Annotated in this window: 15 protein-coding genes and 1 pseudogene; 4 read left to right on the top strand and 12 right to left on the bottom strand. The window is 61.7% G+C overall.

The window, feature by feature from the left end; all coding sequences use genetic code 11:
* Positions 1–260 precede the first annotated feature (260 nt).
* Positions 261–971, top strand: a complete 711-nt coding sequence (locus FHT78_RS02070) for a hypothetical protein (protein ID WP_183739859.1) — start codon at positions 261–263, stop codon at positions 969–971.
* Complete coding sequence (locus FHT78_RS02065; RefSeq protein WP_183739856.1) at positions 968–1,300, top strand: hypothetical protein; 333 nt, start codon at positions 968–970, stop codon at positions 1,298–1,300. Before FHT78_RS02070 ends, FHT78_RS02065 begins: the two co-directional genes overlap by 4 nt.
* A 57-nt stretch (positions 1,301–1,357) precedes the next feature.
* Here the strand turns inward: FHT78_RS02065 and FHT78_RS02060 are convergent.
* Positions 1,358–2,349 (bottom strand): annotated as a pseudogene (locus tag FHT78_RS02060) (carbon-nitrogen hydrolase family protein).
* A 261-nt stretch (positions 2,350–2,610) separates the two neighbouring features.
* Positions 2,611–3,489 carry an aldo/keto reductase family oxidoreductase gene (locus FHT78_RS02055; RefSeq protein ID WP_183739853.1) on the bottom strand — a complete coding sequence of 293 codons (879 nt, stop codon included), beginning with the start codon at positions 3,487–3,489 and terminating at the stop codon, positions 2,611–2,613.
* A gap of 133 nt (positions 3,490–3,622) precedes the next feature.
* Here FHT78_RS02055 and FHT78_RS02050 point away from each other — a divergent pair, with 133 nt between their 5' ends.
* Positions 3,623–4,468, top strand: coding sequence for a LysR family transcriptional regulator (locus FHT78_RS02050; RefSeq protein WP_183739850.1), 846 nt, complete (start codon positions 3,623–3,625; stop codon positions 4,466–4,468).
* A 59-nt stretch (positions 4,469–4,527) separates the two neighbouring features.
* Here FHT78_RS02050 and FHT78_RS02045 read toward each other — a convergent pair whose 3' ends face one another.
* The 7 genes from FHT78_RS02045 to FHT78_RS02015 form a co-directional block, all read right to left on the bottom strand.
* Positions 4,528–4,941, bottom strand: coding sequence for a hypothetical protein (locus FHT78_RS02045; protein ID WP_183739847.1), 414 nt, complete (start codon positions 4,939–4,941; stop codon positions 4,528–4,530).
* Positions 4,938–6,536 carry a hypothetical protein gene (locus FHT78_RS02040; RefSeq protein ID WP_183739843.1) on the bottom strand — a complete coding sequence of 533 codons (1,599 nt, stop codon included), beginning with the start codon at positions 6,534–6,536 and terminating at the stop codon, positions 4,938–4,940. Before FHT78_RS02040 ends, FHT78_RS02045 begins: the two co-directional genes overlap by 4 nt.
* A 287-nt stretch (positions 6,537–6,823) precedes the next feature.
* A complete protein-coding gene (locus FHT78_RS02035) occupies positions 6,824–9,352 on the bottom strand; it encodes a hypothetical protein (protein WP_183739840.1) in 2,529 nt (842 codons plus the stop codon).
* 8 nt (positions 9,353–9,360) lie between these two features.
* Entirely contained in the window at positions 9,361–9,873 is a 513-nt protein-coding gene (locus FHT78_RS02030; RefSeq protein ID WP_183739838.1) for a hypothetical protein, read from the bottom strand.
* A complete protein-coding gene (locus FHT78_RS02025; RefSeq protein ID WP_183739835.1) occupies positions 9,866–10,360 on the bottom strand; it encodes a hypothetical protein in 495 nt (164 codons plus the stop codon). The genes FHT78_RS02030 and FHT78_RS02025 overlap by 8 nt, the downstream gene beginning before the upstream one ends.
* Entirely contained in the window at positions 10,341–12,434 is a 2,094-nt protein-coding gene (locus tag FHT78_RS02020; protein ID WP_183739832.1) for a hypothetical protein, read from the bottom strand. Before FHT78_RS02020 ends, FHT78_RS02025 begins: the two co-directional genes overlap by 20 nt.
* Positions 12,427–13,062 (bottom strand): hypothetical protein, encoded by a 636-nt coding sequence (locus FHT78_RS02015; RefSeq protein ID WP_183739829.1) that lies wholly within the window; start codon positions 13,060–13,062, stop codon positions 12,427–12,429. Before FHT78_RS02015 ends, FHT78_RS02020 begins: the two co-directional genes overlap by 8 nt.
* A 222-nt stretch (positions 13,063–13,284) precedes the next feature.
* Here FHT78_RS02015 and FHT78_RS29595 point away from each other — a divergent pair, with 222 nt between their 5' ends.
* Positions 13,285–13,407, top strand: coding sequence for a hypothetical protein (locus tag FHT78_RS29595; RefSeq protein WP_281412825.1), 123 nt, complete (start codon positions 13,285–13,287; stop codon positions 13,405–13,407).
* 5 nt (positions 13,408–13,412) lie between these two features.
* Here the strand turns inward: FHT78_RS29595 and FHT78_RS02010 are convergent, their stop codons facing one another.
* From FHT78_RS02010 to FHT78_RS02000, 3 genes are all read right to left on the bottom strand, one after another.
* The gene (locus FHT78_RS02010) at positions 13,413–14,135 is read right to left on the bottom strand and encodes a hypothetical protein (RefSeq protein ID WP_183739826.1); all 723 of its coding nucleotides are present in this window, start codon (positions 14,133–14,135) and stop codon (positions 13,413–13,415) included.
* 153 nt (positions 14,136–14,288) lie between these two features.
* The gene (locus tag FHT78_RS02005) at positions 14,289–14,474 is read right to left on the bottom strand and encodes a hypothetical protein (RefSeq protein WP_183739823.1); all 186 of its coding nucleotides are present in this window, start codon (positions 14,472–14,474) and stop codon (positions 14,289–14,291) included.
* Between the two features lie 165 nt (positions 14,475–14,639).
* Complete coding sequence (locus FHT78_RS02000; protein ID WP_183739820.1) at positions 14,640–15,584, bottom strand: AEC family transporter; 945 nt, start codon at positions 15,582–15,584, stop codon at positions 14,640–14,642.
* Between the last annotated feature and the right edge of the window lie 75 nt (positions 15,585–15,659).

The raw sequence follows: 15,659 nt of genomic DNA, 5'->3' as shown, positions 1-15,659 counted from the left end.
GTTCATCACAGTTGGTGCCTATCCGGCGGCTGGCTTGCCCAGATTTATCGGCGAGACAATAGGCGGCGCGGCGCCGTCATTCATATTGGGCTTGATCGTGTTCTCAGTCGTCCGGTCCTTCCGACGCCGGCCTGGACGGCCATTCGCTGGCCTGCTTAGCGGAATGATCGTCGTCCTTGCCGTATCCTATGCGCAGTACAGGGGCGAGCTCCTTCACGTGGGCTAACTCAATAGCGTAGCGTGAGCGTAACGGGGGCAGTATGTTTTCGAAGAATTTCGGCCATCGGCTGGCCGCGGCCGTGATTGCGATCTCTTCCTCTCTCGTCTCCTTCGCTTTGGGAGTTGCCGGTCAGGACACCCGTTTCCCGCCGGAATTTCTCTTCGGCATCAGGGCGGGAGACAGCTACGAGAGCATCCTGTCGCAGCAAGGCTGGTATGCCTGTGGCGATGCCAAAAGACAGGCCGCCTGCTTTGACGAGGCAAGGGTTCTCGGCCAGGTCGGCAAGTATGAGATTGGAATGGTGGAGGGCAGGGCATATCTCGCCCTCTTCACGCCGTCTGGTCCTCACGCCTTCTGGCCGACGGTCAGAGCAACGAAGACTTTCAATGGTGGTGTCAGCAACCTCGTCGAATTCCACACCAAGAACGCGGATATCGATGTGGTCAAGGCGGTTCATGATCTCGGTCCCAAGGAGGCGTTGAACAGGTTTTCGCGTTATCTGGCGGACGGCAATCCGAATCTGCAGCGGGTGACGATCGTTCCAATGGATCTGCCGCCGGAAACGGCGTTCCCTGATGCCAAGGCCTATCTGAGAAGCCTGCCGCCGGGTGCAGTCGAGATTTCCGTATCGCTCTATTTCGATGAGCTCACGATCGTGAGTTTTCTGCCTTCGGCCTCGCAGCGACCGATGCTGTTTCCGGGGCATTGCATCGAAAATTGCGAAGCTGAGGCGCGGGATGGCAATAAGTGAAACATTGCGGAAAGTGCAACCATGGGGTTCATGGAAATTATCGTCGTCTTGCTGGTTCTTTACGTCTGCAATCGCCTGTCGGAGGCATTGCCCACGGGCTTCTTGTTTCGCTTGCCATATGGCTGCTGACGGTGCTGGCCGCCTTCGTTGGCCTTGCAGCAGTGCTCTTCATCAAGGGTAGCCTTCCGCACCCCTATGTCACGAACGGTGAGATCATCATCAAGGAGATGCAGAACTTTTTCCTGGCTCTGATTGCTTCGCCCTTTGTCGTCTGGTTCTACCGAAACAGACGCCGGGCGAAGGCCGCCGCACCGCCGGCAGATGGCTGATCGGCAGGCGGAACCGAGCGCCGGCGGGCAGGGCGCCCGCCGGTCCGTTGATGGGTTTCAAAAGGCTTCGCGGCTGTCGCTTCTCGGATCCCCCTCGACCTGCTGCGGCCGGTAGAGATCGCCACGGGCGTTGCGCCGCCAGGGGCGGGCGAGATTGGCCGGGTCGGCGGTGATCTCGGCGATTGCGATGCCGGGTCTGCCATCATCAGGGCAACGAGCTGCCCACTGGCCCTTGGGGCCGGCGATGCCGCAGGGGGCGATGACGCTTTGCGGCGCGTGGGCGGCGTAGCTCACCCAGAATGTGTTGCTGGCCGCAACTCCCAGGACTTCAGCGGCGAAGGGAGGGGCGGCGGAGGGGACTTCGCCGGATGTGGCGAAGAGCGCGCAATCGACGTCGAGCCGCTCATATTCGGTGAAGATCTCGTGATAGTGCGACTCTATGCCGGCAGCGCAGCCGAAGCGCATGCCGTCCACCTCAAAGGTGACGGGAATCCTGCCCGGCGAATACATGAAGGAAATCTTGGTGTGGGAAAGCAGGCGCTCGTCATAACGCGTCACCAGTTCGCCCCGATCGGAAATGACATAGAGGCTGTTATGTGGCCGGTGCGGCGGGGTCAGCCGATGGGGGCGCCGAAGACCGTCCAGAGCTTCAACTTCTTTGCGTGCTTTCTCGTCTCCTCCAGCTCCTCGCACAGGACCTCCCATTGGTAACGGCTCCAGTCGGCAGCGCCGATCTCCCTGGGGCCGATTTCGGAGAGGAGGCGTTTGCTGGGAAAGCAGAGCGTTCCCTCCGGGAAGTGGATCAGCCGGGCGCCGGCCTTGCTCGCCTGGCGCATTAGGTGGCGCGTCTCGGCGCCGTTGGCGCGGAATGCTGCGGCATCGCGCGGATCCAGGCAGACCGAAGTCTGGGCGACCGCCAGCCGCAGGGATTTGCCGGCGGGCTCATCCGTCGGCTTCTTGCGGATATGGCTGAGGGCTGAAGTATAGGATTCGCCGGTTCGTGCGGCGCGGGCGCGAACCTTGCGTTTGAGATTTCCATTCTGGGTCATGGTCTGGCCTTTCCGTCACGGACGCATGTTCCCCGGCAACCACGCCCGAGCGATCGGACCTAGGTTTTCGAACCCGAGACGGAAGTCCCTTTGCCTCCATGTTGAAGACCCTGCCGGGGAGGATCGCTGGAGGTTGGGCACAGGCCACGCCTGACGAGAAAGATGTCGATGCCGTGGCGATTCGTCAATCTGGGAAGGGCTGCGAAGGAAGATCGGCGAACGCGGCGGAACATCCGCCGCGTTTCGGCTCCTCACGTAGGGTCAGGCGCCGTTCGCTGCGGCAATGCCGTCGAGTTTCGCCATCACGTCTGCCGACAATTCGATATCGGCCACCGCGAGGTTCTCCCTGAGATGGCCGCGCGAGGAGGTGCCGGGGATCAGCAGGATGTTCGGCGCGCGCTTCAGGAGCCAAGCGAGGGCCACCTGCAGAGGCGTGGCGCCCAAGCGGGTAGCGACATCAGAGAGCGTCGAGGGCTGCAGGGGCGAGAAGCCGCCGAGCGGGGAGAAGGGCACGTAGGCGGTGCCTTCGGCGGCGAGCTTGTCGATCAGCGGATCATCGCCGCGGTTGGCGAGGTTGTACTGGTTCTGGACGCAGACGATCTCGGTGATCCTGCGGCCGTCATCCACCTGTTTTGCCGTAGCATTCGAGAGGCCGATATGTTTGATCAGTCCCTGCTGCTGCAGCTCGGCCAGAACCGTGAGCGGCGCTTCGAGCGAGCCTTCGGCCGCGCCATGCACATCGAACATGGCGCGCAGATTGACCACCTCGATGACATCGAGGCCGAGGTTCTTCAGGTTGCTGTGGATCGCCGCGGTCAGTTCTTCCTTCGAGAAGGCCGGGTTCCAGGAAGCATCGGCCCCGCGCAGCGCCCCGACCTTGGTGACGATGACGAGATCGTCGCCATAGGGGTGCAGCGCTTCCCTGATGATCTGGTTGGTGACGTGCGGGCCGTAGAAATCGCTGGTGTCGATGTGGTCGACGCCGCTTTCAACCGCTTCGCGCAACACGGCGATCGCTTCGTTTCGGTCCCGCGGCGGGCCGAAGACGCCCTTGCCGGCGAGCTGCATGGCACCATAGCCGAGCCGTTTTACCATGCGGTCGCCGATCTTGAAGGTTCCGGATTTTTCGGCAGTAGACATGAATTCTGGATCTCCGTTTGAAGGCAAGGCCACTTTCACGTGAGAATGGAATTAAGCCTCTAACATTGCTTCGGCAATTGGCTATAGTCCGGACAGGCTGTCCGGCAAAAAGGACAATAAATTGAGGCGGGGCATGAAACAGGGCAGACCTGAAATCAGCGACGTCAGAGCTTTTGTCGCCGTAACGAGAGCTGGCGGTTTCCGCGAGGCCGGGCGGGCAGGCCATATGAGCTCATCGGCGCTCAGCGATGCGGTGCGCCGGCTGGAGGCGGAGCTTGGTGTCAGGCTGCTCAACCGCACGACACGCAGCGTGGTGCCGACGGAGGCCGGTCGCGGGCTGATGGAGCGGCTCGGCCCCGCCTTCAGCGAGATCGACGCGGCGCTTGATTTCGTCAAGGATTTTCGCAATCGTCCGGCCGGCACGCTGAAGCTCAATGTGCCCGTCAGTGCCGCAAGGCTGGTGCTGCCGCGCATCGTGCCGCCGTTTCTGAAAGCCTACCCGGATATCCGGCTCGAAATCGTCACCGAGGAGAATTTCGTCGATATCATCGCCGCCGGCTGCGATGCCGGCATCCGCTATGACGAACGGCTGGAGCAGGATATGATCGCGGTGCCGATCGGCCCACGCATCCAACGTTTTGCCGGCGGCGCCTCAGCTGCCTATCTCGCCGAACATGGGCGGCCGGAACATCCGCGCGATCTCCTCCACCATGCCTGTATCCGCGGGCGTTTTGCCGGCCGTGCCATCCCGGTGTGGGAATTCGAGCGCGACGGCGAGTTCGTCAAGGTCGATCCGCCAAGCCCGCTGATCGTCCAGAATGGCGGCGGCACCGATCTCGCCATAGATGCGGCGGTTGCCGGAACGGGCGTCATCTTCACCTTCGAGGACTGGCTGAGGCCCTGTTTCGAGAGCGGCGCGCTGGAGCCGGTGCGGGAGCCCTGGTGGGAGAGCAGACCGGGGAGGCTGCTGCCGCAATGAGGAGATTGCAAGCGGGGCCGGATTAAACCGGCCCGCTGGCTGTTTTACGATAGCTTACATCACGCAGGCTCGATCAGTGCCGCCCATCTCCAGAGATCGTCCATCTGGTTTGGCGGAATGCCCATGGCCACCGCGAGCAGATCAATGCGCGAATCTTCGCGCGCATAGTCCTGTGCGTCTTCGATCATGATGCGCACCGTTTCCTTGTCCTTCGCCGACAGATCGGACAAGCGGTCGACGGCCGAGAGGACATCGGCCTTGAAGATCGGCGGTTCGAGTTCGAGAGCGGCTAGCCAGAGCTGCCACTTCCGGAGGGGCGGGAAGCGGTCTTCCGACCCCGTTGGGTCGCGAAGGTATTTCGCAATGGCGGGCTCTTGGTCGTCATGAGCGATGAGATCCAAATTGGGCTGATCACGGGTGAATATTTCGAGGATCGTCCCGGCTCCATCGTAGCGAACGTACACAGTGGTCATGCAAATAGCCTCTTGCAGGTGTAATCATGCCAGCCGCATACGAAGAAGGAGGCAGCAGCCGCCGTGCTCGTTACCGAGACGTACCTCCAGAGCTGACCATTAACATTGCTGCGCGCCTTGCCTGCTGCAGCACTTTGGTCGGGATAATCATTGCCTGAGCGCGATCGGCATCGCACTTGATGGGCAGCACCGGTTGTGTAGCTGGCAGCAGCGGCATCTGAGACAATCCCGAGGCAGTCTTGTCCCGTGCTTGCAACAACGGTGTCAATCAGCACCCAGACATCTACACTCAGTCCCACAGGGATATTGCTCGGTATTGCCAAGCCCTGCACATTGGCGTTGGCCGTGAACCACGTATAGGTATCGGTTTTGACCTCGTTGCCCGTTTGCCAGAACGGAACGATATTCCCCGATGCGTTTGTGATGACGAGGCCGACGCGGCTCCCGGGCAAGCATTCCCACCCGGCCGGCTTCGTGACTCCTGCCTCTGATCCCGACAGCGACATGACGAAATCTGTGGTGCCATCTGATAAATTCCTAACGGCATACAGGAAATAGGTTTTTGACGCCTGCACAGCCCCCGTATCGAGTAGCTGAACAAGCGTTTTTGCCGTCACAAGGGTTGTCTGATGCTTCTTGCCGCCAAACCAGCCAACGCCCGGGGCGATGGTTACGGACGCAACGCCGGCATAAGCGGGGATGAATCCTGTAAAGAAATCAAGTCCGGTAGCAACACAGACATATTTGACAACACTACTTGCCAGAACCTTCTTTAGACCCCAGCCTGCCGCACTGTCCGCAATGGCGAATTCGTCGGCATCGACGATGTCGGTCTTTGCTGCTGCACCGTGAAGCCAGCCGGCAAGGGTATTGGCAACGTCGTTGTAGATCGCGAGCGTCTTGCGATACCAATGAAAGGCTGAAAATAGCCCTCCCGAACGAGCGACCGGAGTATCTTCCGGATTCGTTGCATAGGCGGCCGCAAGGCCAGCGCTGGCATTTGCGTCCGTCGCCGACTGAGCCGCTTCAGCGGCTTTTTGCTGGGCAGTTTGCGTCAGATCGGCAACATTGGGAATGTCATCGGCAATATCAGCCACAGTCTCCAGGTATTGCGAGACGGCGGCGACGGCCTCCAGCGCATCGCCTTTGCCGCTGAGCGCCAGAACGTCCGCAATCAGCTTGTCGATCGTTGCTGAATCGAACGACGGCGGGATGGTGACTGCACGGGCCGCTCTCTCCTTGAGTTGCTGGAGCCTCATCACGACGAGGTCAAGCGCCTGCTCGACTGTCTCCGCATAATAGGCGCCTTGGTTTTCCAGATCGGTTTCCTGAGTGAAGGGCACGTCCAGCAGCAGAGTTATCCTGGTGCCGTCCGCCGGAGCCGGCACGATGACCGCGCTGCCGCCGCCATCGTTGCCAGCGCCGGTCACTGTGTAGTCGGCGTCGAGTACCAGGATCGAATCCGTGCCAGATGCGTCCGTCCGGATCACCTGGAGATGATGGGGCTCCAGGATTTTGAACTGGTATTCGAAAGCCATGGTGACGCCGTCCCCATTATACGGGCCGGATCGGTTTATCTCGCTCGAAATGGTCATATGATTGTACCTCTGGTTTCCTGAACCATAGGCTCAGGAAGGTTGTCGGCCTGACGTGGCGACTATCGGCCTTGAGCGGCGAGACGGTCTTGCCTCGTCACGGGGCTGTGACAGCAGGCGCTACGGCCATGTCTACGGGCCGCAGCACTATATCAATGCGTGGCTGGCGGTGGCGGACGGCGGATGAAGTGGTAAGGCTGAAGGGGAAATTCGAGAAGGCGTCGGTCGGAAAGTGAGGCTTTTGCCAGGGTGCCTGCGATTTCTCGCCGCCAGGTTTTCCCTGTCACTCAGCGATTAAGTATGGATGTCTCGTACTCATTCACAATTTCGTCCTGAGACGGCTTCCTGCGGTTTTTCTTCGTCAAATCCGCCTCGATCGACTGCCTGAGATCGCGTGGAATATCCTGATATTCTACGGCGATATCGTAGCTCTGATCGTCGGCAAGCGAGTTTGCCTGATAAAGGCGGCCGCGGTCTTTTGTGGGATTCCAGCCAGTGACGAATGAGCCCGGCGAGCTGATGACGATCGGGAACAGCAGGCGGTTGATCATTTTCTGGATATCGCTCTGGGTCGGGTTCTGGCCGTCGTTCTTGTCCTTGAATACGTCCATCTGGTCCAGGAGCGCTAACCGGAACTCAGCGACGCGGTGCGGGACACTGTAGGAGGTGGCGAAGCCGCCGTCCTGGGCGAAGAAGCCGAGCGATTCCAGCTGAGGTTTCGCGAGTTCGAAGGCACTATTGATATCCAGGCTTTCGAGCCGGGCCTGGCGCTGGTCGGTGAGGGCCATCTGCCGCCAGCCGGTGACCTTTTCCCAGTCCTTGTCGGAGAGCTTGGAGCGATATCCAAGGAGATCGATCTGCGAGAAGGCCGCCGGATCCCTGGCGAACTCGGTCTGCAGGTCGTAGAGCGTCTGCGTGTCCGTCGCCGGCTGGCCGTAGGCGCGGACTTTTTCCTTGTAGTCGCGCAGCGCCAGCATGCCGGATGGGCCGATGGCCTGCTGGATGTGGACGGGCAGTTTCGTCGGGTCGAAGGTCGGGTCGGCGATGACCTGGTTGTTGGCCCATTCCTGCACCTGCACGCGCTGGGCGTCGATCGCCTTCTTCAGCGAGACGGTATAGCCGTTCAGCTGTGCCTCGGTGGCGGCGCGCAAGGCGGGGTCGGCGATGCTGTTCAGGCTTTCTTCGATCCTGCGCAAGCTCTCGGGATTGTAGTTCGGCAAGGACATGGTTTTCTCGTCGACGGTGCCGGATGTGCGGAAGCCGATGATCTGGTTTGCGGTATGGGCCGTCAGCGCGGTTTCGCCGGCGCGTCTGGGATCGCGGCCGAGCACGAGGATGTTGCCGTCGGCGTCGTAGCCGCGGAAGATGCCGATCTGACCCTTCTCGCGATCATCCGGGGTGTTGCCGCCGTTCTTCCCGGCACCTTTGCTTTGAGGCGAGTCCAGCACGACGATATCGCCGGGGCGGGGTGTCTGCGTCGGCAGGCCGAAATGGCGGAAGCTTGTGGCATCGGCCGCAGTGCTTCCGACGGGGCCTGCGGCCATGCCGAGGACGGCTCCCGTGACATCGGTCAACCAGGGCTGGAGCGACGGAGCGACCGTGGTGCCGGCGGCATTCCTCACGAAGCTGGCCACCGCCAGATCGTCCTTCACCTTGCCGGGGAAGGTAAGCGTGGCGGCAACGGTGCGGAAATCCTCCGCGCCGCCCGGCTGGCGCGGCGGGGTCTGAGTGGTCGACACCTGCGGGCCGGCGGGTTGCTGGCCAGTTGTTTGAGAGCGGGCGATCTGCGGGGCTGCTGTCTTGCCCGTCGAAGGCTGCGCGCCAAGTGTGCGGGTTCCCCCGGTTCTGCTGCCGACGCCGTCCGTTTCGAGGCCGGTGGTTCTTGCGCCTGCTGCGGAGGACTGAACCGGGCTGTCGATCTGCGGCTGGCCGCCTGTACCGCTATCGGCGTTTGCGGGAGCGGCATTGGCGTCAGGCACACCGGTATAGGTCGGCGGCCGGCCGGCGATGATGTCTGTTGTGTTCTGCCGGGCCTTTTCCTCGGTGACGGCGGGCTGCAGCGATTTCAGCAGGGCGGTGCTGTCGGCCGGCAGCATACGGTCGCGGGCGTCTTTCACATATTGCTCGGCCTTGATGGCGCTGTCATTGGCGATGCGCAGCGCGACATTCTTCGTCGTGTCGGAGACGAACCGGGCGCGTTCCTGGTCGAGCCTTTCCTTGCTCCAGCCCTGCATATGGCCCTGATGCTCGATCTCGGCCACGCCCTTGCCGATCTCGGCATCCACCTTGGCCGGATCGCGGTACACGGCGACGGCGCCGGTGCCGGCGGATTTGATGCTGTTGGCCGAAGTCTCGGCAAACCACGCCTTGCGCTGGTCGAATGTGTGGCGGATCGTGCTGTCCAGGAGCGTGTTCATGCTGGCGCGGCTGGTCTCTTCATAGGTGCGGGCAGCACCCGGCGTCAGCCCCTTGCCGAATTCGGCGCGCTTCTGCTCGGCAAGCTTTTCGAAGGCGGCGCGGCCTTCCACGGCGGCGCGGCCGGTCAGTGTCAGGAAGCCCCCCTTGCCATGAAGCGCCTCGCGCGACCAGTCACCGAATTTCGTTTGGCGATCCTTGGCGGCGTTGGCATTGTCCAGCTCTTCGACCTTCACGACGGCATCGGCCAGAGTGCCGAGGCCGGTTGCCGCATTCTGCATGCCGCGGCCGATGGCGGCGCCGAACGCCTCCGCATCGGCCCTGACCGTGAAGCCCTCGGTATATTCCGGGCGGAGTGCTACGCGCTGCTGCGTATCCTGATAGGTCGGAACAGTCGGCATTCTTCACCTCACTTGATATATCCAAGCGTTTTCGCCTGGGTGTAAACCTTGCCCGAGCCGCCGAGGATCGTTCCCACTGCATCGAGATAACCGCCCTTGACGGCGGCGTCGGCGCGCATGCGGTCGAGTTTGGCGCTCGCGAGCTGATTGGTACCCTGCACCTTATAGCCGTAGGCCTCGCGATAGGCATTGGTGCGCACATTCAGCGCGTCGATCTCGCCCATCTTGGCGGCGTCGACGATCGTATCGAGCGGCGAGCCGAAGGAGAGATCGACGCCGTTTGCGGCCATCGCCGCGCGCTGGCGGCCTTCGAGCTGGGATGTCTGCAGGCGCTTCTGCTGCTCTTCCTGCTTGCCGCGCTCAATTGCATCCTTCGCCTGTTTATCGGCGATCTGCGCATTCATTTCGGCGACCTGGGCGTTGTATTTGTTCGCCTCTGCCGTTGCCTTTGCCTGCTGCACCTGGCCGGCGGCGCCGAGAAGCGTCGAGCCCAGTGTCAGCGCAAGACCAAGATCACACATTCGTCTCTCCCGATTTAGGGGCTGTCTGCATTTCGAATAGCCGGAATGAATGCCCGTTGATCTCGACCGGCTCGAACAGCTGGAAGCCTAACCATTCGAGCCAGCGCAGGGAGATCGCGTTGCGCGCATCCACAAAGTTTCGAAGCAAGCCGTAGCGGCTCAATAGTTGAGCCGGCCAATTGCGCGAGATCTTGAGAAAGCTGCGGAAATTCTTCTCCACGGCGTCCGTGCCGAGCAGCCAGGGCGCACCGATGCCGGTTAGGATGTTGATATCGCCGACACCCCACATCACCTCCGGCCGGCCATCGAAGAGTGCGGTCCAGGCAAGGGAAGAGTGGCGGTAGGAGAAGGAGAGCCCCGAAAGCGGCGAGCGCCCGGAAGCGGCGAAGACCTCATCGCGGTCGGCCTGGCGCATGCGTCCGGCAATCTGGCGTATATGGCTCGCCCGCGCCTTGATGATGGCGATTTCAGCGGCCAAGGGTGACATCCGGCATGATGGACAGGATCGTCATCGGAAGCGGGTCGAACTGTTTCACCCACATGGCGCCGCTGGTGTTCCAGTCCCAATAGGGAGTGATGGTCAGGTCGCCGGTATAGAGGCTGATCGCCTCGTTCCAGTTCTCGTTGCGGCGCTGTTTGTATTCGACCAATGTGCCGTCCTCGCGCGCACCATCCTGTGGCCCGGTGAAGATGCCGCGGGTATTCTCCACCCGGAAGGTCACTTCGGAAACGGATTTGCTGCGGCCCTGCACAGTCCCGAGGCCCTGCACCTGGCCGACATCGAGATCGAGCGTCTGGATCGCCGCCGTCACCGGCAGGCCGATATGGATTTTCGAGGCGGCGTTCTGCAGCCGCACGCTGCCACCTGTGACGGTCAGGTTGCGCACGACATTGCCGTCTGCGAGCGCCACGAGCGTCTGACCCTCGAGATAGCCGAGGCCGTTCAGCGTGGTGGCCGGAAGCCCGGAATAGGTCAGGCCGCAGTCAACGAAAAAAGCATCCTGCACATCCTCGAAGGCGCGGCTGTGTAACCGCTCGATATAGCGTTTCTGCTGGCCATTGATTGTGCGGCGAACGATGAAATAGGGCACGTCCTCACCGTTCTCCTCGATGACAGTGACATCTTCAAAGACGGCATCGGCGCCGCTTTCGTGGCGCGTCCAGGCCCAGACATCCTGCTCCTTCATGTAGGTGAGCGAGACCAACGCCCCGTCGTCGAGCACCACCCAGACGACGGAATCGGGCGCCTGGGCATAATCCCAGGCTGATATCTCGCGTCCCTTGAAGAGGTGGCGGGCGAGGATAGTCAGGTCCTTCCCGACATAGCTGTCCTGCGTATAGTCATAGGAGAAGTCGCGCACCACGCCGCCAAGGCGCTGGGCAAAAAGCACCGTATTGCCGACGACGATCGGCTGCACCTTGGCGGCCCCACGATAGCCCTGGTTATCGAGCTTGATGGCGGAGGGGGAAATCGCATCCGCTGCCGAGCCGCCGGTGACGATCCATTCGGAGCCTGATGTCAGCAGCAGCAGGCCGCGCACCGAGATCATCGAGCGGATCTCGTTCACCTGCCTTGCGCGGATGCGGAAGGTGACGGCATCGCTTGCCTTGGCGGGCGAGGAGACGCCGAAATTCTCGTAATTGGCGGATTGGCTGAGCCAGACAGCCTGCGGGTCGTTCTGTGTCGAGGCGAAGGCGAGGCGCTGCTCGATAAAGGTGACGCAGCGCGGATAATTGCCTGCCGCATCGAAAGGGTTGCGGCCGCTCTGCGGCGTGTCGGAAAGGTCGGGCGTGATATTCTCGTCATCGAAGGAGAGGCCCGTCGTGCCGCCGACATAGCCGAAAATACCGTTGTCGTCGCGGTAGACGATATAGCGCGCCGCGCCTGACACCGCCGCCCAGGTGACACGGTTGATGCCGCCCTGGATGGCGAGATCGTTGACGACGGCGCCGGCATTGGACGGCAGGCTTTCCTCGCCGCTGTCGGCCACGGCGGAAATGCGATAGCGGTATGTGGTTGCCACATAGCCCGGCTTGCCCGCTGTATCGCCGGGTTTGCTGACCGTCGGTGTGCCCGCCGGCGGATTGATCAGCGGCTTGAACAGGACAGTGACCAATGTCCAATTGTCGTCGGCCAGCCGCCCGAGTTTGCGCACGGGGTGGTTGACGTGGCAGAGGTAGAGCACATCCGCCTCCTGCACGAAGACGAGATCCTGCACATCGTCAGCCGTGTAGGCGGTCGCGACCTCGTAGGGGGACGCACCCGAGAGTACCAGCCCGCCATCGCGGAAGATGCGGATATAGTGGTCGCCGAACTCAAGGATATAGGTCTGCTCGGTATTGAACTGGAAGCGGATCAGCCGTGCGCGGAGCGCACTATTCTTGATCTCATGAACGAATTGCAGCCCGGCCCGGTTCGAGACACCGCCATGCGGATGCACAAAGACATTCAGCGCCGTGCGCAGACCGCTCTGATATTTGGTGAGATCGACACGCGCGCCGAGTGCGGGCGAGAGTTCGCCGGCGGTGAAGGAGGGTTGGTAGGCGCGGAAATCAGCCATGGGTGCGCACCGCAATCAGTTCGCTGACGAAATTCTCGCTCGTGTGCCTTATCTGATTGGCCTCAGCCTGCTCGGCCGCCCGCTGGCTGTTTTGCGCCATCGCCATCGCATCGGCGCGGATTTTCGGATCGCGCGTCAGCGGCATGGCGAGCCGCACGGCGAGATGCCAGGAAAGCGCCTCGACGAAGAGCGGAGCATATCTGCTCGGGTCGGTCAGGCGGAAGGTGTAGCGCAGCAGGGCCGGCGAGAGATCGCAATAGAGGCGGTCGCCCTCCAGCGCATAGGGGTACTGCAGCTCGCGCCCGGCCTCGTCGAGATCGGGGTGCAGCTCTTCGGGCGGCGCGGCGACGTCAGCGGAATAACGCGGCCTGATCCAGCGGATCTGCAGGCAATCTGCCGGCCGCGCGTAGGAATGACGCCAGACGCCGGGCTTGTCGTTGTCCAGCGCGCCGAGCGCCAGCGTCTTGCCCGCCGCAGCCCAAGGGAAGGATTGCAACAGGACGTCGCGGGTCTGCGCATAGAACTGATTGCAGGCGCGCGCTTCCGCGCTCTGTTCGGTGAGATCGTTGATATTGTCCTTGCCGATATTGGAAAGGGCGAGATTGCAGATAGAGACGACGGTAGCCATGAACCAACCTCTTGAGTTGGAATAGGGCTAGCGTGTGGATGGTTGTCGGGGTGAAGTGGCTAGACTTTCATCCGTTCGGCAGTGACGAAACGCGAACAGTAAAAGCAATTGGTGTCGATGATGCAGCCCGCACAGTCGGGTTCGCAAAGGAGAGGCGGGAAACAAGGTCTCGGCGGAATGGTTGTCGTTGTTTCCGGCGGCTGCTAGGGCATCCTCCCAGCCATGCCCGACCTCGAAGGAACAACAGTGAAGAACCCGGTCTTTCTCATCATCATGTGCGCCGTCCTGCTGGTTGCGATCGCCGGCCTTGCGATCAGTTCCGCCCGGCTGGTCGGCCTGTTCTAGCCTGCTCATTGATAGGCCGGCGGCTCTCCCTGATCACTTGATATCCAGTGAACGAAGACTGAAACGCCGCGCGCCTTCAGCCTCTCCATTACTTGCCGGGCCGGGCTCCCCGGCGTCATGACATCGCGATAGATATCGTCGTCGTAGATCTTCACGCCGCGCAGATCGGGCATGTCGAGCAGCGCGGGCAGGTTGGCGAGATCGACGCCGAGGGTGAGATGTTGCAGCTTCATTGGTGGTCTCAGTGTTTCGAGATCGACGAGGCGGACCATCGAGGTGAAATCGAGCGTGGTGATGTTGGGGCAATTGGCGATGCCCGACATGTCGGCCACATCGAAGCTCTCATCTTCGCCGCCCCAGAATTTCCAGATATAGGAATAGATCGTGTTGCCGCCGTCGAAATAAAGCGTATCCACCTTGTCCAGCATCTCCCGCGTCAGCGGATAGCGCTCCAGATAGGTGCGCACCGGCAGAAGCGGATGATATCCCTCCCTGTCGAGATCGACGGGGCGGTCAAGCACATGTTCCGCCAACTCCTCGCGCGTGCCGAGATCGATGATGCCCTTGTCCATCATGGCGGACATGACGACGAGCTTGAGATTGGGATCGCCGAAGGGGGCGCCCGGCGCTCCCGAAGGTTCGGGATAAAAGGCGGCGCGGGTCACTTTCGCCGTGCCAAGCATGGTTGCGGCCGTTGCGCCGACCAGTAGATTGCGTCTTCGGATCATGCCGCCTCATGCACCAGGGATCGGGTCTCCGCGACAGAAGCTAGTGCAGCCGGTGGATGAAAAAAAAGGTGGGCTACCACACAACAGCAGGTAAAATCTGCACGCCGAAGGGGATGTACGGCCTGCTCCCGAATGCCTGATGCTGCCGGATGATTATCGGAAACGTGGCTCGCGGCGGGCGTTGTGCAGAAGTTCGCTGGCGGTGGCGAAAGTGCCGAAGAGCTGCAGCAGCCGCTTCTCCTCCTTGCCGTCGATCCGATGTCGCGCGCAGAACTCAGTGACGGACCAGACCTTGGTCAGGGCATCATGTTCGACATCTGCAGGCTCTACGCGTTCCATGGCTGCATCCTCCCTGAACAAAAATACCGCCACACTGTGAAATGGCGACTAACGAAAAGTGATTAGTCAGGACATGCTGCAGCGCCGCGCCGGTTCAAGAGGCGGGATATGGATAAACTGCTGCGCTGATTTCCTGGGCTCTGGGATGAAAGGTGCCGCCAGTTCCTATACCCGCCCCGCCACTGCCAGATAGGCCGAAATCGTCAGCACCGAAAGCACTGTCGAGGCGAGCACGACGCGGCCCGTGACGCTTGCCTCACGGCCGTAGAATTCGGCCAGCATGAAGGGGCCGGTGCCGGTCGGAAGGGCTGCGAGCAGCACGGCGGTATGGGTGGCGGCCGGGGGCAGGTTCAGGAGCGGTGCAGCGATCAGCCAGGTGACGGCGGGCTGGGCGATCAGCTTCAGGCCGACGAGAATGCTTGTCGTTGTTGCCCGCGCGCTCGCTTCGCCGGCCTTGGTACCGGCGAGAAACAGGCCGAGCGCGATCAACGCGCAGGGCGAGGCGGCGCCGCCGAGAAGCTTCAGGAAGGCATGGATGGGGGCGGGGAGCGCCACACCCGAGACCATGACCACCGCGCCAAGGGCGGGTGCAACGAGCAGCGGGTTTTTGGCAAGCGACCGGGCGGTCTTGACGGCGATATCGCGTCGCCGTGTTTCGGATTGCAGCCCGCCTTCAATGAGGATGATGGCGATGGCGAAGAGCACGCAGACGGTGAGGATTGTGGAGATCAATGTCGGCGCCATACCGGTGTCTCCGACCAATGACAGAACGAGCGGAAAGCCGATGAAGCCGGTATTGGCATAGCTCGCGTTCAGCCCGTCGATCGCCGCATCGGCAAGATGCCGGCCCTTGGCGACGCGCCAGAAGAGCGTGGCACCGAAGATCACGGCGCAGCCTGATGTGAAGGCGAGAATGAAGCCCGGCTGCCAGATCTCGGCGGGTCTGGCATTGGCCATGATGTCGAAGAGCAGCGCTGGCAGGGCAAGATAGACAACCAGCCGGTTGACCTCACGCGTGGCATTTTCGCCAAGCGCCCCGGTCTTTCGGGCAATCCAGCCGGCGAGGATGAGAGCAAAGATTGGCAGGACAATCGACAGGTTCGTCAGCATCGGGCAACTCGGGCATTTCGGCAGAGCTCCGCGATCGGGAGCGATCCTTGCCTAGCTTTTGCGATCAAGATAATC

It is taken from the genome of Rhizobium sp. BK196, assembly GCF_014193255.1.
Lineage (GTDB): Bacteria > Pseudomonadota > Alphaproteobacteria > Rhizobiales > Rhizobiaceae > Rhizobium.
This window is presented reverse-complemented; position numbering and strand designations above follow the sequence as displayed.